We start from the raw sequence: 25,868 nt of genomic DNA on the forward strand, positions 1-25,868 counted from the left end.
AGTGTTTTATTAAAATGGTTATTTATTTGTTACAGCCATATAAACGAGAACACAAGCAAGGCGGTTTTTAAAAAATAGACGTTTAACACTTTATTAACTAAACCAGAGTAGCAATCCATTGATTTTCAGATTCAATTTTAAAAATGAATAAAAAAAGAAAACAAATAGTTTAAACATCTATTTATTGTTAATTTTATACTTTAACCAAAACAATTCAAAATGGCAAAAATAACATTAGGCGGTACTCCTGTCGAAACAATAGGAAATCTTCCAGAAGTTGGATCTCAAGCTCCAGACTTTACTTTAACTGCAAGTGATTTATCAATACAAAAATTATCAGATTTTAAAGGACACAAAGTGGTTTTAAATATCTTTCCAAGTGTTGACACTGGTACTTGTGCAACCTCTGTACGTTCTTTTAATAAAGAAGCTGCAGAAATGAAAAACACTAAAGTATTATGTATTTCTAGAGATTTACCATTTGCACAAGCTCGTTTTTGTGGTGCAGAAGGGCTTGATAATGTAGTGATGTTATCAGATTTTAAAACAGGACAGTTTGGTAAAGACTATGGTTTAGAGTTTGCTACTGGTCCTTTTGAAGGATTAGATTCTAGATGCGTTGTTGTTTTAGATGAAAATGGCGTTGTAAAATATACAGAACAAGTACAAGAAGTTGCTGACGAACCTAATTACAAAGCGTCACTTGAGGCGTTATTAAATGAGTAAAAAAGAACCTTTTGTAATCAATCGTTTAAAAAGTGTAGGGTATGCCTTTAAAGGCATGCTCTTACTTTTAAAGACAGAAGCTAGTATAAAAATTCAGTTTTGTATTGCTGTTATTATGACCATAGGTGGTTTTTATTACAACATATCTTCTACAGAATGGATCATGCAATGCTTTGCCATAGGATTAGTAATGAGTATAGAAGGTGTTAATACCGCTATTGAGGCTATTGCCGATTTTATCCATCCTGAACATCACGAAAAAATTGGTTTTATTAAAGATATTGCTGCTGGTGCTGTTTTTATAGCGTCTATAGCTGCATCGATCATTGGTTTGATTATTTATATTCCAAAGGTATTTTAAACAATTATCCATTAGGATAAACGTTAACTATTTGTATTTTTACCCAAACTAAAACCCAATAATGGCTAAAGCAAAAAAAACAGTTAAACCTAAAAAGAAAATCAGCATTAAAACCCCTGATTTTAAACTAAGTAGTCAACAAAAATTAGTTCTTGGGAGCTTCTTGATTATCTTAGGTGTTTTGTTTTTTATCGCATTTTTATCCTACTTATTCACCGGAAAAGTTGATCAAAGCGCGTTAAGTGAGTTTGCATCAAGAGATATTGAAACAAAAAACTGGCTAAGTAAGCTTGGTGCTTGGATCAGTGATCTGTTTATTCAACGTGGTTTTGGTATTGCTGCCTTTATTATTTCTGGACTTACCTTTTTATCTGGAGTATACGTACTAACGGACTTAAGTAAAGACAAATTACGTAAGCATTGGTTTTGGGGGATTTTAGTAATGATTTGGTTTTCTGTTCTTTTTGGATTTTTTACTTACAAAAATGATAGCCTTAGCGGAACAATAGGTTTTGAAATTAATAGCTTTTTTCAAGATTATATTGGTAAGATTGGAACCATCCTACTATTGGCATTCGCATTTATTAGCTACCTAGCTATTAGATTTAAATTTACGCCACAACGTATTGCTGCTATATTTAAGAAAGCAAAAAACAATATTAAAGACGATTTTAATGAAGACTTTGTGCCTGTTGATAATGCACATTCTGATGAAGCCGAAGACATAAAATCTGCTTTTGATGTCGATAAAAAAGTAGAACCTACAATTTCTAATCATTCAAAAATTGAAGCTAACAAACCTATCGAGCTAACGCAAGAACCTGTTAAACCTGTTGTCAAAGCAGCTGTAACATCGCCTCCAATTGAAATTGAAATCCCGAAAGTTGAAGAAGAGGAAGAATTACCAATGGAAATTGAAGTTGAAGCGGTAAAAGAAGAACTGTCTGAAACTGATAATTTAGCGAATAAGTTAGTGGAAGACTTTGGACAGTTTGATCCAACTTTAGAGTTAGGTAATTACCAATTCCCGCCTTTAGATTTACTTAAAAAATACGATAACGAAGGGGTTACTATTAACCAAGAGGAATTAGAAGAAAACAAAAACCGTATTGTAGATACATTAAATAACTACAAAATCGGAATTTCTAGTATTAAAGCAACCATTGGACCAACCGTAACGTTATACGAGATTGTACCGGAAGCTGGTGTTAGAATTTCAAAAATTAAAAACTTAGAAGACGATATTGCGCTATCCTTATCCGCTTTAGGAATTAGGATTATTGCCCCAATTCCTGGAAAAGGAACAATTGGTATTGAGGTGCCAAACAAAAATTCGACAATAGTATCGATGCGTTCTGTAATTGCCTCTCAAAAATTCCAAAAAACAGAAATGCATTTACCAATTGCAATTGGTAAAACTATTAGTAATGAAACTTTAGTTATTGACTTAGCAAAAATGCCTCACCTATTAATGGCAGGTGCTACAGGACAAGGTAAATCTGTTGGTTTAAATGCCGTATTAACGTCATTACTATACAAAAAGCACCCTGCGGAAGTTAAATTTGTATTAGTCGATCCTAAGAAAGTAGAATTGACGTTATTCAATAAAATTGAAAGACACTATTTAGCTAAACTTCCTGATGAAGCAGAAGCTATTATAACAGATAATACCAAGGTTATACATACATTAAACTCGTTATGTATAGAAATGGACAACCGTTACGAAATGCTTAAAAATGCATTGTGTCGTAACATTGTAGAATACAATACTAAATTTAAAGCACGTAAATTAAATCCAAACGATGGACATGCGTATTTACCATACATTGTTTTGGTGGTAGATGAGTTTGCAGATTTAATTATGACTGCAGGAAAAGAAGTAGAAACCCCTGTTGCACGTTTAGCACAATTAGCACGTGCCATTGGTATCCACTTAATTATAGCAACACAACGTCCTTCTGTAAATGTTATTACAGGTATTATAAAAGCCAATTTCCCGGCACGTATCGCCTTTAGAGTATCTAGTAAGATAGATTCTAGAACTATTTTAGATGCGGGTGGTGCAGATCAACTAATAGGACGTGGAGATATGTTATACACACAAGGTAATGATATGATCCGTGTACAATGTGCATTTGTCGACACGCCAGAGGTAGAAAAAATTGTCGATTTTATTGGGAATCAAAAAGCATATCCTGATGCGTATTTGTTACCAGAATATGTAGGTGAAGAAAGTGGCACAAGTCTTGATGTAGATATATCAGACAGAGATATTTTGTTTAAAGATGCTTGCCAAATTATTGTTACAGCACAACAAGGTTCTGCTTCCTTATTACAACGTAAATTAAAACTAGGTTACAACCGCGCAGGTCGTTTAATTGATCAATTAGAAGCTGCAGGTATTGTAGGAGGTTTTGAAGGTAGTAAAGCCAGACAAGTGTTAGTACCAGATTTAATAGCTCTTGATCAACTATTAGAAAACGAAAAGAAATAAATTACATTTAAAATGAAAAAATTATTAGTATTATTTTTATTAGCTAGCAGTACCATTTTTGCACAAGATAACGATGCAAAAAAGTTACTTAATGAAGTGTCTGCTAAAGCAAAAGGTTATGATAACATTGCTATAGATTTTAAATATGTTTTAGAAAATAGCGAAGAAAACATCAAACAAGAAACTAAAGGTGACGTAGTGATGCAAGGCGAAAACTATCGCTTAAACATCCTAGGTATTACACGTATTTTTGACGGTACAACTATTTACAGTATCAGTCCTGAAGATGAAGAAGTGACTGTATCTAAAGGTAGTGACCAAGATGAAAGTACAATTACACCAAGTAAAATGTTGTCTTTTTATAAAGAAGGGTTTACTTATAAAATGGACATCATACAAGATGTTAGTGGAAGAAAGATACAATATGTAAAGTTAATTCCTATTGATTCAAATTCTGAAATCAAATATGTACTGCTAGGTGTTGACACTAAAACAAAACATATTTACAGATTAATTGAAGTTGGAAAAAATGGTACAAAAACAACTTTAACTGTAAATTCTTTTAAAACTAATGAGCCTTTATCAAAATCCTTATTTACCTTTGACGAAACAAAGTACAAGGACTATTACATCAATAAACTGGATTAATCTTAAGTGAAAATATTAGATAGGTACATATTAAAATCATATCTTAAAACCTTTATCAGCGTGTTTGTTATACTCATGCTGATTTTTGTTTTACAAGCCATTTGGTTATATATTAAAGAATTAGCAGGTAAAGATTTAGACTTAGCAACAGTCTTAAAGTTTTTGATGTACATAACACCTACGCTAATTCCTTTAATTTTACCACTTACAATCTTATTAGCTTCTATTATGGTTTTCGGTAATTTTGCCGAGAATTATGAGTTTGCAGCCATGAAATCTACAGGTATATCCCTGCAACGGGCCATGTCAGGCTTAGGGATTTTTATTGTTGGCCTATCCATACTTACCTTCTTTTTTAGTAATAATGTTATTCCTTGGGCGGAATACAATAGTTATAACCTTCGTAAAAACATTGCTAAGGTAAAACCTGCAATGATTATTGCAGAAGGACAGTTTAATGATATCGGAGAAAGTTTCAATATAAAAGTTGAAGAAAAATCTGGGTTAAACGGTAAATTTTTAAAAGGCGTTACCATACATAAAAAAGGTGCAAAAGGCTTTTCTGGTAACTACACCACTATTGTTGCGAAAACAGGTGAATTAGCTAGTGCTGAAGAATCCAATATTTTAAAACTAATTTTATACGATGGGTATTATTATGATGATACTCCTCCTAAAAAAATAGCTGACCGTAACAAAAAACCATTTAGTAAAGCTGCATTTAAAAAGCACGTTATGAATATGGACTTATCTAAATTAAATAATATTGATTTAGACGAGAAAAATATTGATAGTAAATACACCATGCTAAATGTTGCGGAGTTAAATGAGGCTATTGACTCATTAAAAACAGACCGTAATAATGTTATTGAAGAATTTTCAACTGCTTTATTTGCCAGAACCAATTTAGCAACATTAAACTTAACCGTAAATGCTAAAAAAGACAGTGTTTATGATGGCGTAATACTTGACATTTTTAATGACAAACGTAAAATACAAATTTTAGACTACGCTATTAATAGCATCTCTAGTACACAACAAATTATAAAATCAAAAAAAGGTCAAATCAAAGTTAAAAATTCTTCGATTTATAAACACGGAATACAATTACATAAAAAGTTTGCTTTGGCTGTTGCTTGTATTATACTCTTTTTTGTTGGTGCACCATTGGGCGCATTAATAAGAAAAGGAGGATTAGGATTACCAATGGTAATAGCAATTGTATTATTTTTAAGCTACCACTTTATTGGTCTATTTGCAGAGAATAGCGCAAAAAATGGAAACCTCCATCCCGCCCTCTCCGCATGGTTTTCAACCTTAATCATGCTACCTTTAAGTATCTTTTTAACCAAGCGAGCAACGCAAGATCGCGGTATTTTTGAATTTGATCATATTACTGAGCCAATTAAGCAATGGTTCAACCAAAAATTTAATAAAGGAAAACTACAAGTTAATGCTTTAGACAATGATGCTGTTATTGTATATTTTGAAGACAAAGACATTCAAAATAATAAAATACTCTCAAAAATAAGCACTGTAAGTTTTGCTATTGCAATAGTGTTAGCATTGCTGTACTTTGTATTAAAAAATAATAAATTACCACAAGTTGCAACTGCAGGATTACAAATAAGTGCGATTGCATTAATAGTATTTGTGTTTAATTATATAAAATCTTGTACTTCTTTTAATAGCTTAATTTCTAAAACCGAGCATAAAAAAGAAACGATAGTACAACAAGTTATTGGGGCTATTATATACCCTTTAACTCACTTTTTACGTAAGCAAAAACTATCTATAGGGACTAATTACAATGGTTTAAAACCACAGTCGATAATTGATGTGACAGAAGAAGCTCCTATTGTTCTAAAGGATGCAGATACTAAAGACTATAGGATAATTTCAAGATTAAGTCTTTTATTCTTTACCATTACAGCAGTATTATTTGTCTCTTATTTTATATTAAAAAACAATAAGCAACCACAGTTAGCATTAGCAGGCATACAAATTAGTGCCATCAGTTTTATTGTATTTATTTATAATTACGTAAAATCATACTTTGCTTACAATACAATAATACAGACGTTAAAACAGAAAAAAGAAAGCCCATTTTTGACGCTATTAGGCTTTATAGGTTACCCACTAGTACACTTTAAAAGGCGCCAAAAAACAAACGCTTAGCTACACTAAGTAATAAATATGCAATATCTTTGCAGCACAACACATTTATTATGATTACTACAGATAAAGAAAACAAAACTTCTTTTCAATTAAATACAATTGAAGAAGCTATACAAGACATTAAAGCAGGAAAAGTTATTATAGTCGTTGATGACGAAGACAGAGAAAACGAAGGAGACTTTGTGGCTGCTGCCGAATTAGTAACACCGGAAATGATAAACTTTATGGCCACTCACGGTCGTGGTTTAATCTGTACACCTCTAACAGAGCAACGTTGTGAGGAGTTAGATTTACACATGATGGTTACCAATAATACAGATCATATGGAGACCGCATTTACGGTTTCTGTAGATTTAAAAGGTAAAGGTGTTACTACGGGTATATCTGCAGGAGATAGAGCTAAAACAGTTAAAGCATTGACTAATGGAGAGACTAAACCTTTTGATTTAGCAAGACCAGGTCATATTTTTCCTTTAGTTGCTAAAGAAGGTGGTGTTTTAAGACGAACAGGACATACAGAAGCAGCTATAGATTTTGCAAGACTAGCAGGTTTACAACCAGCGGGAGTTATTGTAGAAATTATGAACGAAGACGGAACAATGGCACGTTTACCTCAATTAATTGAAGTTGCTAAAAAGTTTGACTTAAAACTAGTATCTATCGAAGCTTTAATTGCTTATAGAATGGATCACGATTCTTTAATTGTAAAGAAAGATGATTTTGATATTGAAACTAGATTTGGTAGTTTTAGATTAAGAGCTTACCAACAAACTACAAATAACCAAGTACATATTGCCTTAACTAAAGGGGATTGGAAAAAAGAAGATACCGTTTTAACACGTGTTAATTCTACTTTAGTAAATAATGATATTTTAGGAACATTAACCAACAATGCTGACGAAAAATTAGATGACATGTTCCGTGTTATTAACGAGGAAGGAAAAGGAGCTATCCTATTTATCAATCAGGAAGCTGAATCGATGAATCTTTTACAACGTTTATCATTATTAAAAAGTGAGCAAAAACCAAATACTATTGTAAAAGCACCAGCAATTGCAATGGATAGTAGAGATTTTGGAATTGGAGCACAAATACTTCATGATTTAAACATTCATAAATTAAAACTAATTTCTAATTCTCAACAAACTAAACGTGTTGGAATGATAGGATATGGTTTAGAGATTGTAGAGTACGTCGCTTACTAAGCTAATTATAAGACATAAAAAAAAGCTCCAATTATAATAATTGGAGCTTTTTTTATGTGTGATCGTTTATTATTTATAACCTATAAATGCTTCTTGTGCATCTAAAACATTTTTAACATACGTTTTAAATTCTAGATAATCCGAAGCTTTAATCCTGCGCATTGAAGGTGTAGAATTTAATTCCACCTTTAATTGATTCGCTTTTAATTTACTATAACTAATACTATATGAATGGTCCTTAAAAGTTAGAGTAACATTTTCCGGAATTTCAGTAAACGACTGTCCTTCTTCGATATTTACAATGTAAACTACTTGGTATACATCTGTAGTTTCGTATAACGTGTAATCTATGTCATGCGCACGTTTTTCTAAACTTACAATACCTTTAGTATAAGGATTAGATACCATTGGTAATTGTAGTATACTAGTTGATCCTATCTTATTTATTTTTTTATTTAAAGTTATGTCTGCTGTATATTTAATTAACATATCATCATCCTTACGCTCTATGTTACTCACGTTATTTAAAGTAAAATCGTCAGACAACCTACTAGTGTAATCATCATATATTGCCTTTTTAATAACATCTCCATTTGGCTCTGAAAACACGCTAGAATAGTAAGAGTTAATATGCCCTCTAAACTCTGAGTCTACCATCATACCAATCTGATCTTTATTAATGTCTAATGTTACTACATTCTTAGAGACTGCTTGTTCTCTAGATAGATTTTCTAATTTAAATAAATCGTAAGATTTGGTATCATTTCTATTCAAAGGAATTTCTAAAGCTGTAGCACCTCTTAGTGACGTTGGTAAAGATTTGTAAGGTAAATACTTATCTGTTAACTCTAAAAACTGATCTTTTCCATCAATCTTTACTTTTGCTATACAATGATTAAAATCTGTACTAGGTAAAACCAAACTATTACGACCATAATCCGACGTTAATACAAGTATCAAATTAGCTTCCAATTCAGCTTTCTTTGCCAATGTTACATACAACGTAGAAAAGTCTTTACAATCTCCTAAATTAGTCTTAATTGTCTTTGATGGTTTTTGTGGTACAAATCCGCTTTGTCTAAAACTAACATAACTATACGTAAAATTGTTACGTATATAATTGTAAATAATTTTAGCACGTTGATCCTCTGATAAATGTTTATAACCGTCAGGAAATAATTTATCAAATGTATCCTGTACAGTTGCATTTACCTCCATAACGCTTCTTACTAAATCAGAATACCAAATAGAAATCTCGTTCCAGCTATCAATTGTACTTAAGTGAATATATTCTGCAACATCAGAGTCGCTAGGCATATAGTCTTCTCCTTGAGGTAATCCAGGATTATTTAAAATAGTCCATTCGTATAATTTAGAATCTCCTTTAGTTGTTATTTTAGGTTGCGTATTACCATTTACACTCTTATAATTTAAGTTATGCTCTTTTGGAGCAATTATTTTAACTGCAGAAGATGATGTAGGATGAAAAGAACCTAGCATAAACCGATCCGAATACGTTTTATAAAAACGACCAGATTTAGAAAATGAATACTCATAATCTAAATAAATAACGTCACCAATTGCTAACCCGTTAAACACTAAGCTAGACCCGCTTTTATCTGCTGGTATAATGCTTTTATCTTGCTTTACAATTTCAGACTTATTTACATTATAATTCCCGCTTAACCCTAAATCATACTCTTTAAAACGCTCTACTCCGCTATCCGATGTAATTTCATAAATAAAAACAGATCTATAATTACCACCACCTTCGCTATATAACTCTACAGTACTATTATCATTTAGGATATTAAACCCATAGTTATTTGTTACTATTTTACCTCTTCTTTCATTTATTAAGCTATAGGCATCTTCGATAACTAAATCTTTTAAAACATTGTTTTCGTTATTTAAATCCTTCAATTTTTTTCTTAAAGATTTATCATTACTATTATGAGACAAAGAGGATTCATAAGCAGTAATGGCTTTCTTTTTATCAATTTGAAGTAAAGCATCACCTTTTAACTCTTGAAAAACAAACGAATCTGGAAAATTAGATAAACCTTGGTCTATATATTTTAATGACTCTTCATATCTTTTATATTGGTGCAACTTATTAATAATAGACCTTAAGTAATAGTTATCAGTACCTAGATATTCAATCTCATTAGATAACATATCCAAAACTTTACTTTTTTGATTACGTTTATCATAATAAGACACTAGTTTTCTAACTATAGACAAATCAAATTTCTTTTTTTCTAAATCTTCTAAGATACTAACAGTCTTATTTTCTTCTTCGAACAACGACTCATACAACGGTGCATAGCGCAATATTAATTTAGTGTTGCCGTCAGTCATTATCATTAACTTATCAAGATTTTTTTTGAGTTTGGCTTGATCTTCTTGTCTAGCATTATAGATAAAATCTGCAGTTTCATGCATGATTTCTAAATCAATTGTTGATTTAAGTTTTTCAAGATAGTCTTCTAACTCTTTAATACTCATTCTTGTCAACTCGTCAAACACCATAACTTTTAACAAAACAGGTAGATAATAGGTTTCATCATCCAACTCCATGTTTTTATTAATTTCTTTGATTGTCGTATAATCTTTTTCTAAAGAATAGACCGTAATCATTAATTTTCTTAATAATGAACTTTTTGGGTACTGCTCTAAAAAAGGCTGTATTACTTTTTTAGCTTCTTCGTATTTAGAATTTCTTAAATATGTTCTAATTAAACAATAAGCATTAAAAAAATTGTTCGGATTTTGATAAAGTTTATCTACAAAAAAAGCTTCAAAACTATTAGTAACGGGAGTCGCTCCTATTTGACTAGCTTTACTTTTATTATATTCAGAATAGCTTGAAGACTCTTTTAAATTAGTATTATGAGATCCGTCTTGATTTAATGGACTCATAATAAAATAGCTGCCATAGTCACTTTCGGCAGTTTTTATTAACAATCTATTATTTCCTTTTGGAAAAGTAACCTTAACCTGATAAGCATCTAAGTCTGTAACAACGTCCTGCTTGTTTTCAAATATAACAACATCATTTAACCATAATTTAAAAGCAGATCCACTTCCAATACGTAAAATTACTGTTTCATCTTGAGGCGTTGAAACAAAAGTCTGTGCATAATTAACACCCGATCCATACTCTTCATGATTAGTAAAAAACTGATAAGCTTCTTCTGTATTTTTTGAAGTGTACCAATTAACATAGCCATTACTTTCTGCGTCAAAAGGAGTATTGTTGTTAGCGTTAGTCTCAGGTCCATAAACACGATCAAGACCGCTTTTATTCAAGTTTTCAAAGACACCACAATATTGCCAGTTTCTAAAAGAAGGTATATTACTAATTTTAGATTTGTAAGTCGCCCAATCTTTATTCTCTCTAGCCACTATAGATTCTAAATACGTTATAGCGTCTTGGATAGTATTATGTGTCGGATTACTTTCAGAAATACTATTAATTGCTCCAACAATTTTATTATTAAATCCTGTATCTAAATACGTATTAAAAAAATAGTTTTCGTTCCAAAGGGCATATAAATAATTTTGATAATTATCCTGATTTAAAAAAGTTGGCAAAAAGTCTTTATTGGCTCTAAATTGACCATTTTCAACCCTCATTATTTCATTAATAATAAGATTTTCAATACTATTAGCATCATCAATCTTTTTTAATGTTTGAGTTGCAGAAACACGGTTATTACTTAATAATTCTTGCCAAAATTGGTCATAATTATCTTGGGCTATAGCCGAATAAAAGCATAGCAATAGACATAGTACAGTGATTTTTTTCATTAAAAGGTTGGTTTATTTGGGGTTGGTTTAAAATTAAAAATTATAGTGATTCTTTTATGGCTTCTACCATAAGTTTAGCGCGTTGTTTTGTTTCTTCTTCCGTCCAAGATAACTTGATTAAACAAGAAATATTTCTACCAATAAAATGGTCTGATTTTTCAAATGTTTTGTCTTTTAGATATGCTAGACCGTCTTTAACTTCTTTAGAAACTGGATATAAGGTTTTTATATCTTTTAAATGATCCCATTTTCTAATATAATGCCAGTTGTTATCATAATAATGAAAACAAACATCTACTCCTTTTTCTTTAAATGCAGCCGATGTTTTTCTTGTCGTTTCTAAATTTGGTAAAAAGAAACTTAAAAAAGCATAACTCTCTTCTCCTCCTTCGGGTACAGTTCTAAATGTCACCTCAGGAATAGCTGATAACGCCTCTCTTAAAATGGTATAGTTTTTTTTCTGAATGGCAATAAAGTCTTTTAAACGTCTAACTTGTGCTAAACCTACAGCAGCATTCAATTCTGAAATTCGGAAATTATAACCTAAGTAAGAATGTGTCTCTGCCCCTCTATCACTCCCAATATGGTCATGACCGTGATCTGTAAACAAATCCGCATGTTTTGCATACTCTGGATTATTAGTAACTACTGCTCCACCTTCTCCACAAGTTATTGTTTTAACAAAGTCAAAACTAAAACATCCTAAGTCACCATAGGTACCTAAAGACTTTCCTTTATAGGTTCCTCCAATAGCTTGACAAGCATCTTCTACCAGTTTTAAGTTATGATCATCCGCTATTTGTTTAAGCGCATCTAAATTAGCCATACTACCACACATATGTACAGGCATGATTGCTTTTGTTTTAGATGTAATAGCAGCCTTAACCGCTTCTGGGTTTAAGGTTAATGTATCATCTATATCCACTAATACAGGAATAGCACCCAACATCATAATAGCTTCAAAACTAGCGACAAACGTAAAACAAGGCATAATTACCTCATCTCCTGCTCCAATACCCGCTAAAGCTAAAGCTACAGATACAGCTGCTGTCCCGTTAGTTACTAATTGTGCGTGATTAACCTGTAGTGTTTTTTGTATTTCTGTTTCTAAAGACTTTGCTTTATAATGTCCATTACGCATGCCATCAAAACCATAACGCATTAATACTCCATTATCTAGTACATCTTCTACTTCTTTTCGCTCTAAATCTCCAAAGCTTTCAAATCCTGGCATCTATATATTTTTTGTTATTAGTCAAATTTAAAAGAATTTAAGCTATAAAAAAAACGCCTCAAACTTAATTTGGGCGTTTTTTAAATGTCTTATATTCTTGTAGTCTAGTAATTTTCTAGAATCGCTTCTATAAAAGCAAAATGTCTGTCTGTTTCTCTTAAAAAAGTATAACCAGATAATTCTCCTATTATATGTAATTGATCATTTAAAGCTACTAAATTAGGGTAACCTCCTGATGTATTGTATTTACTAACAACGTTATTGTTTTTTTCTTGTTGCTCTTTAGAGATGATGTCCGTACGCCTTGGCATATCAATCATTAGAAGTACAAATTGATCTGCTTTTTCTTCAAAAGCTTCTGTGTAGAAAAAATCTTTTTTCAACATTTTACAAGGTGCACACCAATCGCTTCCTGTAAAATAAATTAAAATTGGCTTTTTAGAGCTTATTGATTCTTGTTTAGCTTCTGCTAAATCCGTCAGCCAATTTAAATTAGATGAATAATCTTCGTAATCATCATCCTGCGCAAGCATTGAAAATGATACACATAAAGTAAATACAAGCAGTAATTTTTTCATTTTTTAATAAATTTAATGCATTACAAAAGTATTGCTTTTTATGAAATAACAATAATCTTGCCACTTTATTGTGTTAACGCATAATTACGGTGTCTTTTATTGGACGCCTTACTTTTTGTAAGTCCGCCATAAAATCGTCTTTAGCTCTATATCCAATTGGCATTACTAAAACCGATTTAAGCTTAAGCGCTTCCAATCCTAAAACAGTATCGTAATCCGATGGGCTAAAACCTTCCATTGGACAAGCATCAATATTTAATAATGCACAAACCGTCATTATATTACCTAAAGCCAAATAGGCTTGTTTTACAGCCCAAGCTTCTTTTTCTGATTGTGATTTGTTTTTAAAATCTTCGATTAAAAATGTTTTAAAAGGATCTAAAATAGCATCTTCCGTATTTCTAATAGATTTAACCCTATCAAAATAACTAGTAATAAATGCTGTATCCATCTGCGATTCTATACAAAATACTAATAGATGAGAAGCCTCTCCTACTTGTTTTTGATTGTAAGAAACCGGAACCAATTGTGATTGTAAGTCTTTATCCTTAATAACCATCAATTTTAATGGTTGTAAACCATAAGACGTAGCAGTTAGGTTAAAAGCTTCTGTAAGCGCTTTTATATCTTTATCTGAAACTAACCGTTGTGTATCAAAACTTTTTGTGGCGTATCTCCAGTTAAGTTGCTTTATTATATCCATATTTCAATTTTCGTCAAAAATAACGGTTATGCTTTTAATTTAGGTTAGAAAGCAATCAATTTATCTTATTAATTGATTACTAACAAACTATGACCTTGATTGAAAAAAAAACAAAAAAATCTTCTTTTTTATTTGAATAAAACTAAAATCCTATCTATATTTGCACTCGCAATTAGGGAATACCTAATGAGACACTTTGGAGAGTTGGCAGAGTGGTCGAATGCGGCAGTCTTGAAAACTGTTGAGGGTCACACCTCCAGGGGTTCGAATCCCTTACTCTCCGCAAAAAGCCTTACATTTTATGTAAGGCTTTTTTATTTATAATACTTTAATTGTAATTACATCTTTTACAAGTGACTTGTATTTTACATCAGTCCTCCAAAAAATACGTGACAAGCTATAAAGCCCATAACTGACATAATAATTCCCACTAAAAACACATTAAAAGATTTACGTAAGAGCTTAAATTTTCTATCGATTGTTTTCCCTAGATAAAAGGTGTCTTTTGCAATAGTTTTGTATAATTCATCTCCTTGATTCATTAACTGAGTAATACTATCCACATATTCAGCTTCCTCCATATCTTGAAAATTACCATAAAACATAAGATTTCGGGCACCTTTATCACCATGCACTAGTTCTGGACGTGTTGCAAATATAGCGTACGTTATAGATATCAAATTTGTAACAAGTATCATTACCACAGGAAAAATAAGATGTGGATCAGCATCTAACTGACTCATTACAGTACCGATTATTAATGACAAAATTAATGCATTGATTGAAATAAGAATGTTAGATTTTCTATCTATCATCGTATTTAAGGTGTACTGATTTTTGGATAATAAACGAAACAACGTTTCGACACCACGCTCAGACCTTGGTTCAATTTTAGCTAATTTTTTCTTTAAAGATTTAAGTGTATCCTTATCAATCTTTAACTCATCCATAAGGTAGTTATCTGCTGCTTTTTCTGTTTTTTTACTACTCATATCAATACGTTGTAAATTAAGACTTATAATTCTTGTTAAGATTATAACAATTCAAGCTATTCTCTTCTCAGAACAGCAGTTAAAATGAGATTATTTACGGTGGATAAACCACACGACAACAATACCAAATAAAATATGTCCCATAACTAGTCCCATTAATACTAAAGCCATGTTACCAGAAGGCGCAGGCATTGTATCAAACATCTTACCCATTATTGTCATACTTACCTTTGCCATAACAGCTGCTATTACTCCAAAAACAACACCTTTTAGTACAACAGAATTAATCTTTTCAAACCAACCACTAATAACATAAGTATAAATTAGTGCAAACGAGACCCCAATCATAAAATGCATCATCCATCCAACCACTACGGGAGCTCCTAAAGTTGTCGCTAACATATGTGGCGGTTCCATTTTTGGCATTCCTAATTTTCCTGATATTACCATTAATACTGTCATGGCAATCGTTGCTATAATTCCGGCTACAATACTTTTTAAAAATTTATTATTCATCTTATTTATTTATTTTGTTTGTAATTGACTAATAGCTTCCTTAAAAAAGGAAACGCCATCAGCTTCTGTTGTATTTGATAATTCTAAAATTGCACCCGTAAACCCATCCGATTTCCACTCGCCAAGAGCTAAATTAGAAAAACCAGAAGTATCCATAGTTTTACCATTTTTATAACCAGAAATATAAAAATAGAATGTTTTTGAAACACTGTCGGGAATAGCTAAGCCCAATCCTATCGTGATATTACTATCTGGAAACGCCGTATAAATACCTGTATCAAAATGATGAGGCCAAACTCTACAAGGTGTCTCTAAATGGTATGCCTTTTTTAATTGTTGAATTACTTTTTCTATTAATACACGTTGTGCTGATAACGTTTTTAATCTATCAGTATCAGATAATTTAAAAGTATAAGTAGCATCTATAGTATATGATAAGTCATAATGAAACTTATAGGTATACAATTTATTAAGATTGCTTTTTGCGGTGTTTGAAAGCCATTGTAAAATTGTACTGTGCGTCGCACCATCTAGATTTAAACTTGTAGTCCCAGTTTTAGAGCTCCAAACCAGTGCAAAATTTTTGTAATCTAAACCTAATACGTCTTCGTTTTTAGAAAGTGTGTGCGTATATAAACACTGGTCTTTAATACTAAACCCTAAATTTGTATGACTATCATCGTCTTTTTTTTCAAGAAAACTAATTCCTGCTGCAGCTAAATATTGTGCTGCTAAATGCATTTGTTTTTCCATAATATGTTATTGTATTCCTGCGTAATTAATCCCTGTTAGTTTGTGCATCTCATAATCAAAAGTTGACAAATCCTCTTGATTAAATTTAGTCACATCATCATAACCACAAGCTCTTGCAATTACTTTAATTAAATCATTAGTCGCATCAAAATAGTTATATAATTGTTTAGCCGAAGACTCTATAATCAAGCGACTACGCAACGATTCTTTTTGAGTTGCGATACCTACTGGACAATTATTTGTACCACAAGCACGCATCCCTAAACAACCAATAGCTTGTAATGCCGAATTAGAAACCGCAATTGCATCGGCACCTAACATCATTGCTTTTGCAAAATCTTCTGCCACACGTAAGCCTCCTGTAGCCACCAACGTAACCTCTGTAGCGCCCACACGATCCAAATATTTTCTAGCTCTAGCTATAGCGGGTATGGTTGGTACATTTATATGATCTCTTAATATGGTTGGTGCAGAACCCGTACCGCCACCACGACCATCAAGAATGATATAATCCACACCAACATCTAAAGCAAACTGTATGTCTTTTTCAATATGACTTGCTGCTATTTTAAATCCAATAGGAATCCCTCCTGTACGTTGACGTACTTTATCTGCAAACGCTTTAAAATCCTGAACAGTATGAAAATTAGGATTTGCTGCAGGTGATATTGCAGTCTCTCCTTCTTTTACGCCTCTAACCTCAGCAATTTCTTTACTAACTTTACTGCCTGGCAAATGGCCTCCTGTTCCTGTTTTAGCCCCTTGACCGCCTTTAAAATGAAAGGCTTGTACATGATCTAATTTATCCCATGAAAATCCAAATTGTGCCGAAGCCAACTCGTAAAAATACTTACTATTATTAGCTTGTTCTTGCGGAAGCATACCACCTTCTCCTGAACAAATTCCTGTTCCTGCTAACTCTGCACCTTTTGATAGTGCTATTTTAGCTTCTCGAGATAATGCTCCAAAACTCATATCACTTACAAATAATGGAATATCAAGATGTAACGGTTTTTTTGCTTTTGAACCAATTGTAACCTTAGTTGCTACTGCCTCCTCATCTAACAATGGTCTTGTTGCTAATTGTGCTGGTAAAAACTGAATGTCATTCCATTTTGGTAACGTATTTCTATCTACTCCCATAGATGCTGAAAATCCATGATGCCCTATGTTTTTTAAGCCATTTTGTGCTAGTTCTTTAATATAACCTGTGTATGGCTCTGTATCTTCTGGATGTGTATCCGCATAAGCACCTAAATAAGCATCACGATTAAAGGGTTGCGGGCTATTAACCAAATAGGCATCTATTTCAAATGCGTCTACATATAAGTCATCACCTTCTATTTTAGTCGAAAATTTATGAAGTACTTCTTTATTATTATATTCCGAAACTCCAGAATCTACACGGTAATCCCATCCATGAACACCACAAATTAGATTATGACCATCAATATGACCGTCTGACATTAATGCGCCACGATGCAAACAACGTCCGTAAAGAACTGAGATAGCATCATCAAACTTAACAATAACTAAATCTAATCCATTAACTAATGCATGTTCCGGTTCTTTATTTTTTAATTCACTGACTTTAAATACTTGTATTGGTTTTTTCATATCGTTGGTTTTTAATTAGAATGCTAGACTTAGTAATATGTTTAATCTTCCACCTTCGTCAGAACTAAAATAGCCGAAGTTGGCAGTAGTAAATCCTGCAATGTTAAAAAACACACCTCCACCTGGTGACGTGTGCCACTCATTAGAATTGTCGTTTTCTACCCATACACGACCATAATCGAATCCACCATAAAAGCCGTAAGCAATCGGAATAAAAGCATTTCGTATTTTACCAAGAGACAGTCTTAAATCAGAGTTATGATAAAAGGCACTTTTTCCGCTAAAGCGTTCTTGTCTAAATCCTCTTAAACCATCTCCATCTCCTATGGATGCTGCTTGATAAAACTCAAACTCATTACTTAAATTAACATGTGCTTTAAGTTTTGTAGCATAGACTAAAATACCACGACTGTCAATTTTTTTTGTTAACCTAAGCTCAGGAATAACGTATGAGAAACTTTTATCGCTTTCAAAATTAGCTTTGTAACCTGCTGTCAATTTAAATCCAATTCCTGATTTAGGTAATGCTGCATTATCAAAGTTATTATACTCATAAACCCCTTCTACACCATAAAAACTTTGACTCTCAAAAACATCCGGATTAACACCAGCGACTTCTATAAATCGACCTGCTGTTTTTTCTGCTTCTATATTTTCATAACTCGCACCTAAGGTTATAGAACTACCATAGTACCCGCGATAAATAAGCGATGGCGCAAAAGACAGTGTTCTTAATCTTACTCTATTAAAATCTAGATCTAGGTCGTCTTCAAAATTTAGGGTTTCATTTCCGAAGCCAAAAAAATTGTTAGTATAACTAGAAGAAGAATATCCTGCTTCTATACCAAGGTTTATCTTTTCAAATACGTTGGCAAATTCTCCAGAATAGTCTATTTGCACTCCCGATGTTTCAGTAATATAAGCAAGACTTAAACTGTGTTTTGCTGTAAATGGGTTACGTTGTAAAGAGTTTTTTGTGTAGTTAAACGTTGCACCTACTTTAAGTCCATCGTCTGGATTTAAAGCAATAATAGGTAGTGTGTTTCTGACATCTCTACGGTTTTTCTTAAAATAATATGTATTTAAATCGTAATTATCAGACAATGTTTTTGGCACAGGAGTTTCAAACGTATTAGGCTTTGATTTCTGGTCAAATACACGCAGATTTCTTTTGTTATTAATACGGTACGTATCATTATTTTGTCCACCAATTATTTTAATTTTGATGTACTTATTACTCTTTCCATTCACTTCAAAGATATCTTCATCATCCAATCCGTAAATCCATATTTCGTTAGTAATGGACTTATCATAATCAACATCTAGATACTTATCTGTTTTCTCTCCTTTTTTAATTCGGTAGATACTAACGTTTGTAATTCCGTCAGGCTTACGTGTAATTACAAAATGATCATCTTTATCGGTTCCTGTTACAATAACACAAGTACGAAGGTATTCATAAATGCTTACTGCATTTTCTTCAACTTTAGCTAATCGTCCTAATAAGGCTTTTTTTGTTCTAGCTACTTTTGTCTGATCAATCTCTTTAGGAAAATTACTAAATGCTTTATCAATAACTTCAGTCGTTAAGTTTTCTTTTATAAAACGTGCTTCGCGCAGCCAATCTTCTTGTGTATGCTTGGTCAACACAGCAAAATCAACATCATCTCCAGCATCATTAAACCATCGTGTGGAATTATATGTACCGTCATAACGTTGCATAAAACGCATAGGGGGACTTAATACGGTTAAAGCACCAAGCATAAAACCATCAAAATCTGCGTATGCTTGATCACGATCTCTAGGTATTGCTTCATAAAGATCTGTACCATCCTCTTGTTTTTGGACTGCCCAACGCCATTGGTCTGCGTGTCTATCAAAATCTCCAATTATATTATCAAATAAACGGGTTCTAATATATAAACTCTCGTTTATCGCTATTTTGTCTTTTCTACGTAGTTTGTCTAGTAAATCCGTAGTACTTTCTATAGTATTTGTGCTTCCTAGACTTGCTACATCTCCATGACCATCTGTTATACGTTCTTCAATAAAATAAATTTTATCACCAAAAGCATCGTTATAAATATCTAATGCTTTTTGTTTTGGGATATAATACATTTCAGTATTAGCATGATAAATATCTAACGCATCAGATAAGTCTCCTATAGTTAAACTTCCATAAGGATTTGCTGTAGTCCAATAATCTTGTAATAACTGAATAAAATAAGTATCCTCAACATCTGGCTCTAAATACTGAGTTTTAAACAGGAAATATTGAATAAAACGCAACGCACTTTTTTTTGCCGAACGCATAGCAAATTCGCGTCCATCTTTTGTTTCTAAACGTAGTGAATTGGTTTGATGTCCTCCCCCTTTTCTAATAATAGATAATCCACCATATAATGTATCTAAAAGCGCTGTTTTTACATTTATGGCTGTAGCATAATCTTTTCTAAAATGTTCTCCCCAAAGCATTTTATAAAATCCAGAACGGTCTAACTCTTCTGGCTCATATATAGATGCTTTTACGTATTCTGGTGTTGCTGTTTCATTAAAATCTGGCAGTGTCACCTTATCAAATGCTTGTATTATTTCTGAAGCAAATAATGGTGTTGTAAAATTATTAGATTCGCCATAAAAGGCCATCCATAATGCGCCATTCTTATATTCGATAATCTTTGTATATCCTTTTTGATTAATGGCTGCTAAACTATTACTACCTTGTTTTGCTTTTTGAATTTTTCCTCCAGCGCCACTAATAATAGTTGGTATATTTTTTTCTACAATAAATTGCATATTTTGTTCATGTCCTGAAAGAAAAACAACATTTGTAGATTGTTGCGCAATAGTTAATAAGCGCTTGCTATACTCCTTATAATACGTATTATTTAGATTTTGAGACCCGATACCAAATGCATAAGAATTTCCATGTTTACCATAAGAAGCAATAGGGTGATACATTGCAATTAGCACCGTTTTTCCTTGACTTTTTATAATTTCATGCTCGACCTCGACATAAAACTCTGTTTTATTTTTTATCTCACAATGGTCATTAATATTAGGAATTTTATCCCAATCTGATAATGCCCACTGCGAATCTAAAATTAACAAATCTATGTTGTCATTAATTTCAATTTTTTCGATTGGACAACCTTTTTCTGGTTGAAAAACATTTTTATTATCAAACAGATCTTCTAAATAGTCTTCTTGTGCTTTTAAGCTTTTTAGTCCGTGTTTCCAGTCTGAATATCCAGGAATAAAATACATGCGCTCAGAAAACGGTTTAAAAACCGAGGCATAACTGTCTAAATTTGATTTGGCTGAACTCTTTTTTTCTGAAAAACCTGTGGTAGACGCATTATTACCAAGAAGTAATAAAGTCGAATTACTATCTTTTTCTAATGCTTTAGCAAGTGCTGTTACCACAGTATTACTACTGGCAGTATTAGATGTTGCTAAATTTCCTGTGGCGTAAAAGGTGTGAGAAATTGGTGTGTTAGGTAGGTTTTTTTCTTCTTGAGCGTAGGCAAAACCTACAATGATAAGGGACAATAACGAATTAAATAATCTTTTCTTCATGTGTTAGTTATTTTGGTTGTTATTAGAGAATCAATCTTAAGGGGATTGGTATTATTATAAAAACACCTCAGTTTTAGGATTGCATTTTGTTTATAACCATAGCTAGCGGTTAGACCAAAATGACTGTGTTTTTTTTGTAATACGTCTTTAATTTACAAATAATTTAAATAACATTTCAAAAAAAACAGTCGCTCTATATACTTTATACCATGTTAGTTAAATGGTACTGAGGATTTAGACGCAATAAATTAAGAACCTAACAGACGGGCTATTTCTTTTTAAAAACAATAGCTTAACTATTTCTTGGATCTTGTAGTATAGCTAGCTTTTTACTCCAAACAACACTCATACTATAAAAGCCAAACCGGTCAGAAATTTTACCATAACACGCATAAATCCCCAATCCATTAATGGGGAATTGATGGACCACATTTGTAAAGTGTACTGCATCAAAATAGTCTCCATTTTTATCGACAAACGTACTTAGGCGCATCAATTTGCCTTGTGACGTTTTATTAAAACGTGTGGTCACCAGGTTTCCGTAAATAAGTATTGTTTTATTAACAAACAGGTGCATTTGCGAGGCCAACACATCGTCTTGCATTGCTTCACTTACTAAATCAAAATAATTGCATAACGGGAATCCAATCAATTCCATTTCGTCATAAGCATTTTCAATCCAATTATTATCTAATTTTGGTAAGGTGAATTGTTTATGCTCCGTTTTAAACAGCTTAGATTGTATGGTGTCTTTTCCTTTGGCATTCAATTTAAAAATAGCTTTCCAAAGCAATTCTACTTTAGGGATATTGGTAAATCTAAACGCATTACTTCTAATTAAAATGGTTAGTTGTTCGATACTAATAACAATTCTATCAATAAAATCGTCTAAAGATTTAAACGGTCCGTGCAACTGTCGTTCCGTTAATAGGCGCTTAATGGTATAAGCTTCCAAATTTTTCAAATACCCCAATCCTAAATAAATGGAGGTATCAATCAACCTATTGGGATGATCACTAGTATTTACACAAGGCAAGCAAATGGTTGCGCCTTGTTGTCTAGCTTCATGAAAATAATGTTCTGCACTATAAAAACCGCCACCATTATTAAGTACAGCGGTCATAAACTCTAATGGGAAATAGCATTTTAAATACAAACTCTGATAACTTTCTACAGCATAAGACGCCGAATGCCCTTTCGCGAAAGCGTAACCAGCAAAGCTTTTAATTTGGTTCCAGACTTCAAAAATCAAGTCGTCAGCATAGCCTTTTTTTCTACAATTAGCAATAAATTTTTCTTCGACAGCTTCAAACTCTTTTAGGGACCTATACTTACCGCTCATACCACGTCTAAGCACATCTGCTTCGCCTAAAGTTAAATCTGCAAACTGATTAGCCACCTTCAACACATCCTCTTGATAAACCATCACACCATAGGTTTCTGGCATAATATTGTACAATATGGGATGTGCCTCTTTTCGTTTTTCGGGCATCCGATGACGTTTAATAAACTCGTCTTTCATCCCCGACCCCGACACGCCTGGTCTAATAATCGAGCTAGCTGCGACTAAACCTAAATAATCTTGCGTTTGTAATTGTTGCATTAATCCACGCATTGCAGGAGACTCTACATAATACGCCCCAATAGCACCTCCTGATTTTAATAGATTATTAATTTTTGGATCTTTTTTAAACGCAGCTACATTGGTAATATCTATTGGTGGTAATTCTGGTCTGTTTTCTGCAATAATTTCTAGCGCTTCTTTAATTTTTGCTAAACCACGTTGTCCTAAAATATCAAATTTAAAGACGCCGACATCTTCGGCAATATTCATATCAAACTGCACCGTAGGAAAGCCTTTTGGTGGTAAATCTGTTGCCGAATAACAATGTACGGGATGCTCCAAAATTAAGATTCCGGCGGAATGCACGCTTAAATGGTTTGGAAAGCCTTCAATTAACTTCCCATATTTTAAAACCAATTTTGAAATATCGTCTAAACTAGAAGCGGTGTAACTGTTTTTACTTAGCTTGTCTATGTCTTCTTTCGGTAAACCGAACACCTTACCTAACTCTCTAACAACCGCTCTATATTTAAACGTGTTATAGGTTGCTAATAATGCGGTATGCTTAAATCTTCTGAAAATATAGGCGGTCACATCGTCCCTATCCTTCCAAGAAAAGTCGATATCAAAATCTGGTGGAGACGCCCTAAAAGGATTGATAAAGCGTTCAAAATACAAATCTAGCTCAATGGGATCTACATCTGTAATCCCAATAATATACGCTACAATACTATTGGCACCACTACCTCTACCCACATGAAAATAGCCTTGGCTTTTAGCATAAGACACGATATCATGATTGATAAGAAAAAAGGATACAAATTGCATGGATTTGATGGTATCCAGTTCTGTTTTTAAACGCGCATGTACTTTTGGTGATGGATTAGCATACCGTTTTGGTAAACCGTCCCGACACAATTGTTCTAATAGGATACAATCATTTTCAAACGAGTCTGTGTATAATTTCTGGTTTTGGGAGTCTCTTTGATCGTCAAAACCAAACTCAATCTCACATTGGTCTAGCAACGCTTTTGTATTCTTTAGGATAAAAGGAAATTCAGCTACAGCTATATTCAATTCGTCTAAAGACCACATTGTATCCAAAGGATTACATTCCTCCGTTTTTTCCAGTTTACTTAATAGCGTGTTATTATCTATAGCTCTTAATAACCGGTGGGCATTAAAATCCTTTTTATCTCTTACCGTTACAGGCTGCAATAAGACAATTTTATGCTGCTGTTGTTTTAAGGTCGAAAATCTAAGCTTCCGCAAATCGGTAATAGACACCCCAATAAACTCGTGGTCAGCAAACGTTTTTTTATTTAATTGTAAGACGTTTTCAAAAGGATAAATAATAAACACATTAGCAAGTGGTGGTGCCACATCTGGTAATTGTAATTTTTGTTCAGAATGTTGCGACAAAAAGGCGTTTAAAGCTTTAAATCCTTGATTATTTTTGGCTAGACCTACAAAATGCTGTTGTGCACCAGTCCTAAAATCAATACCAATTACAGGCTTAATATTGCGTTTTTTAGCATGACGCACAAAATTTAAGCACGCAGAGGTGTTGTTAATATCCGTCAACGCCACAACCTCCATAGCATTAGCTTCTGCTAAATCTAATAGATCGGTTTCAGAAAATGTTCCAAAACGCAAAGAGTAATATGAGTGACAGTTTAAATACATTATTGATTACGGTGTGCTAATAAAACGGGAGGTTCGCCATTAAACGGGTTGTTAAATCTACCAATGGTTTTGGCGCCCATTGCAGAGGCTCTCATAATACTTAAATCGCCATATCGGTTTCTTATCGCGTCCATTGCATTGTATAGATTTAGCATCTCTTCGGTATCATCAAAAAGATTTATTTGATAATTTCCCGTCACTATATCGCTAATTTTGACGCCTACCAAACGGATTAATAATCGGCGTTGGTATAGTTTTTCAAACAGCTCTAATACTTTTGGGATAATAACATGGTCTGCACTAGAATAAGTGATTTTAACCTGTTTGGTGTACGTATTAAAATCCGAATACCTGATTTTGACACTTAATGTTCCGGCTAGTTTATTGCCTTTTCTTAATTGAAAGGCTAAATTTTCTGCCATAGCAAAAATGGTAGTTCTAAGCTTAACCATATCGATAGTGTCTTTTCCAAACGTGCGTTCTGTAGACAAGGATTTTCGCTCATAAAACGGGACCAATGGTGGATTATCAATACCATGAGCTCTTTTCCAAATGGTACGTCCATTCGCGCCAAGCGCACTTATCATCATTTCTAATGGCATTTGTTGGATGACACTAATTTTATCAACCCCTAAACCTCTTAACACCTGATATGTTTTCTCGCCAACCGATGGTATTTTACGAATGGATAATGGGGCTAAAAAATCTTTTTCAAATCCTGAATCTATCTGTAATTGGTTATTCGGTTTTGCTTCTCCTGTAGCGACTTTAGATACTATTTTGTTGGCTGATAATCCAAACGAAATTGGTAACCCCGTATTTTTAATGATGCTTTGACGTAGCTCTGAAGCGTATTTATAACACCCATAAAACTTATCCATACCTGATAAATCAACATAAAACTCGTCCACACTCGCTTTTTCAAAAACGGGTGATTTTTCTTTAATAATTTCTGTTACTAAATGCGAATATTTGGTATAAATGGACGCGTCTCCTCTAATTACTGTCGCTTCCGGACATAGACGTCTTGCCACTTTCATAGACATACCTGAATGCACACCAAAGCCTCTAGTCTCATAACTACACGCAGCTACCACACCTCTATCTCCTGTCCCTCCAACTAGTAATGGTCTGTTTTGCAAACGACTATCTATTAGTCGCTCGCAAGAGACAAAAAACGTGTCTAAATCTAGATGTAAAATATTATTCTGCATGCTACAA

Annotated in this window: 17 protein-coding genes and 1 tRNA gene; 7 read left to right on the top strand and 11 right to left on the bottom strand. The window is 32.9% G+C overall.

From position 1 onward, the window contains the following. Positions 1-219 precede the first annotated feature (219 nt). From tpx to ribB, 6 genes are all read left to right on the top strand, one after another. Positions 220-726 (top strand): thiol peroxidase, encoded by a 507-nt coding sequence (tpx, locus tag BMZ09_RS10450; RefSeq protein WP_090840280.1) that lies wholly within the window; start codon positions 220-222, stop codon positions 724-726. Next, entirely contained in the window at positions 719-1,087 is a 369-nt protein-coding gene (locus tag BMZ09_RS10455) for a diacylglycerol kinase (RefSeq protein ID WP_090840282.1), read from the top strand. Before tpx ends, BMZ09_RS10455 begins: the two co-directional genes overlap by 8 nt. 61 nt (positions 1,088-1,148) lie before the next feature. Beyond that, positions 1,149-3,581: a DNA translocase FtsK gene (locus BMZ09_RS10460; RefSeq protein ID WP_090840284.1), complete on the top strand. Its 2,433-nt coding sequence runs from the start codon at positions 1,149-1,151 to the stop codon at positions 3,579-3,581. Positions 3,582-3,593: 12 nt separating this feature from the next. After that, entirely contained in the window at positions 3,594-4,229 is a 636-nt protein-coding gene (locus tag BMZ09_RS10465; RefSeq protein WP_090840286.1) for an outer membrane lipoprotein periplasmic chaperone LolA1, read from the top strand. Between the two features lie 6 nt (positions 4,230-4,235). Continuing rightward, on the top strand, positions 4,236-6,407 hold the full coding sequence (locus BMZ09_RS10470) for an LptF/LptG family permease (RefSeq protein WP_090840288.1): 2,172 nt from the start codon (positions 4,236-4,238) through the stop codon (positions 6,405-6,407). 50 nt (positions 6,408-6,457) lie between these two features. After that, positions 6,458-7,612: a 3,4-dihydroxy-2-butanone-4-phosphate synthase gene (gene ribB / locus BMZ09_RS10475; RefSeq protein WP_090840290.1), complete on the top strand. Its 1,155-nt coding sequence runs from the start codon at positions 6,458-6,460 to the stop codon at positions 7,610-7,612. 69 nt (positions 7,613-7,681) lie between these two features. Here ribB and BMZ09_RS10480 read toward each other — a convergent pair whose 3' ends face one another. From BMZ09_RS10480 to BMZ09_RS10495, 4 genes are all read right to left on the bottom strand, one after another. Then, entirely contained in the window at positions 7,682-11,425 is a 3,744-nt protein-coding gene (locus tag BMZ09_RS10480; RefSeq protein WP_090840292.1) for a DUF3857 domain-containing protein, read from the bottom strand. Between the two features lie 40 nt (positions 11,426-11,465). Next, entirely contained in the window at positions 11,466-12,659 is a 1,194-nt protein-coding gene (locus BMZ09_RS10485; RefSeq protein WP_090840294.1) for a DegT/DnrJ/EryC1/StrS family aminotransferase, read from the bottom strand. Between the two features lie 104 nt (positions 12,660-12,763). Then, positions 12,764-13,237, bottom strand: coding sequence for a thioredoxin family protein (locus tag BMZ09_RS10490; protein ID WP_090840296.1), 474 nt, complete (start codon positions 13,235-13,237; stop codon positions 12,764-12,766). A 73-nt stretch (positions 13,238-13,310) separates the two neighbouring features. Beyond that, positions 13,311-13,940, bottom strand: a complete 630-nt coding sequence (locus tag BMZ09_RS10495) for an NAD(P)H-dependent oxidoreductase (RefSeq protein ID WP_090840298.1) — start codon at positions 13,938-13,940, stop codon at positions 13,311-13,313. A 198-nt stretch (positions 13,941-14,138) separates the two neighbouring features. Between BMZ09_RS10495 and BMZ09_RS10500 the strand changes: the two genes are divergently transcribed. Then, a tRNA-Ser gene (locus tag BMZ09_RS10500) sits at positions 14,139-14,223 on the top strand. Between the two features lie 82 nt (positions 14,224-14,305). Here the strand turns inward: BMZ09_RS10500 and BMZ09_RS10505 are convergent. The 7 genes from BMZ09_RS10505 to BMZ09_RS10535 all read right to left on the bottom strand — a co-directional run bounded on the left by BMZ09_RS10505 (position 14,306) and on the right by BMZ09_RS10535 (position 25,861). Beyond that, positions 14,306-14,932, bottom strand: a complete 627-nt coding sequence (locus tag BMZ09_RS10505) for a Pycsar system effector family protein (protein WP_090840300.1) — start codon at positions 14,930-14,932, stop codon at positions 14,306-14,308. Between the two features lie 90 nt (positions 14,933-15,022). Then, positions 15,023-15,448, bottom strand: coding sequence for a DUF6789 family protein (locus BMZ09_RS10510; protein WP_090840302.1), 426 nt, complete (start codon positions 15,446-15,448; stop codon positions 15,023-15,025). Between the two features lie 9 nt (positions 15,449-15,457). Then, positions 15,458-16,201, bottom strand: a complete 744-nt coding sequence (locus BMZ09_RS10515) for a hypothetical protein (RefSeq protein ID WP_090840304.1) — start codon at positions 16,199-16,201, stop codon at positions 15,458-15,460. A gap of 6 nt (positions 16,202-16,207) precedes the next feature. Further along, positions 16,208-17,818 carry a glutamate synthase-related protein gene (locus BMZ09_RS10520; protein WP_090840306.1) on the bottom strand — a complete coding sequence of 537 codons (1,611 nt, stop codon included), beginning with the start codon at positions 17,816-17,818 and terminating at the stop codon, positions 16,208-16,210. 15 nt (positions 17,819-17,833) lie between these two features. Continuing rightward, positions 17,834-21,397, bottom strand: a complete 3,564-nt coding sequence (locus tag BMZ09_RS10525) for a ShlB/FhaC/HecB family hemolysin secretion/activation protein (protein ID WP_090840308.1) — start codon at positions 21,395-21,397, stop codon at positions 17,834-17,836. Positions 21,398-21,689: 292 nt separating this feature from the next. Then, on the bottom strand, positions 21,690-24,647 hold the full coding sequence (locus BMZ09_RS10530) for a DNA polymerase III subunit alpha (protein WP_090840310.1): 2,958 nt from the start codon (positions 24,645-24,647) through the stop codon (positions 21,690-21,692). Next, positions 24,647-25,861 (bottom strand): DNA polymerase Y family protein, encoded by a 1,215-nt coding sequence (locus BMZ09_RS10535; RefSeq protein ID WP_090840312.1) that lies wholly within the window; start codon positions 25,859-25,861, stop codon positions 24,647-24,649. Before BMZ09_RS10535 ends, BMZ09_RS10530 begins: the two co-directional genes overlap by 1 nt. Positions 25,862-25,868 lie beyond the last annotated feature (7 nt).

Origin of the sequence: Olleya namhaensis (assembly GCF_900114005.1) — a bacterium.
Lineage (GTDB): Bacteria > Bacteroidota > Bacteroidia > Flavobacteriales > Flavobacteriaceae > Olleya > Olleya namhaensis.

Excerpts from the sequence above, each read along its gene's own strand:
- BMZ09_RS10510 (WP_090840302.1), bottom strand. The coding sequence starts at position 15,448 with ATGAATAATAAATTTTTAAAAAGTATTGTAGCCGGAATTATAGCAACG.
- BMZ09_RS10525 (WP_090840308.1), bottom strand. The coding sequence starts at position 21,397 with ATGAAGAAAAGATTATTTAATTCGTTATTGTCCCTTATCATTGTAGGT.
- BMZ09_RS10530 (WP_090840310.1), bottom strand. The coding sequence starts at position 24,647 with ATGTATTTAAACTGTCACTCATATTACTCTTTGCGTTTTGGAACATTT.
- BMZ09_RS10520 (WP_090840306.1), bottom strand. The coding sequence starts at position 17,818 with ATGAAAAAACCAATACAAGTATTTAAAGTCAGTGAATTAAAAAATAAA.
- BMZ09_RS10490 (WP_090840296.1), bottom strand. The coding sequence starts at position 13,237 with ATGAAAAAATTACTGCTTGTATTTACTTTATGTGTATCATTTTCAATG.
- BMZ09_RS10485 (WP_090840294.1), bottom strand. The coding sequence starts at position 12,659 with ATGCCAGGATTTGAAAGCTTTGGAGATTTAGAGCGAAAAGAAGTAGAA.
- BMZ09_RS10480 (WP_090840292.1), bottom strand. The coding sequence starts at position 11,425 with ATGAAAAAAATCACTGTACTATGTCTATTGCTATGCTTTTATTCGGCT.
- BMZ09_RS10505 (WP_090840300.1), bottom strand. The coding sequence starts at position 14,932 with ATGAGTAGTAAAAAAACAGAAAAAGCAGCAGATAACTACCTTATGGAT.
- BMZ09_RS10455 (WP_090840282.1), top strand. The coding sequence starts at position 719 with ATGAGTAAAAAAGAACCTTTTGTAATCAATCGTTTAAAAAGTGTAGGG.
- tpx (WP_090840280.1), top strand. The coding sequence starts at position 220 with ATGGCAAAAATAACATTAGGCGGTACTCCTGTCGAAACAATAGGAAAT.
- ribB (WP_090840290.1), top strand. The coding sequence starts at position 6,458 with ATGATTACTACAGATAAAGAAAACAAAACTTCTTTTCAATTAAATACA.
- BMZ09_RS10535 (WP_090840312.1), bottom strand. The coding sequence starts at position 25,861 with ATGCAGAATAATATTTTACATCTAGATTTAGACACGTTTTTTGTCTCT.
- BMZ09_RS10460 (WP_090840284.1), top strand. The coding sequence starts at position 1,149 with ATGGCTAAAGCAAAAAAAACAGTTAAACCTAAAAAGAAAATCAGCATT.
- BMZ09_RS10515 (WP_090840304.1), bottom strand. The coding sequence starts at position 16,201 with ATGGAAAAACAAATGCATTTAGCAGCACAATATTTAGCTGCAGCAGGA.
- BMZ09_RS10465 (WP_090840286.1), top strand. The coding sequence starts at position 3,594 with ATGAAAAAATTATTAGTATTATTTTTATTAGCTAGCAGTACCATTTTT.
- BMZ09_RS10495 (WP_090840298.1), bottom strand. The coding sequence starts at position 13,940 with ATGGATATAATAAAGCAACTTAACTGGAGATACGCCACAAAAAGTTTT.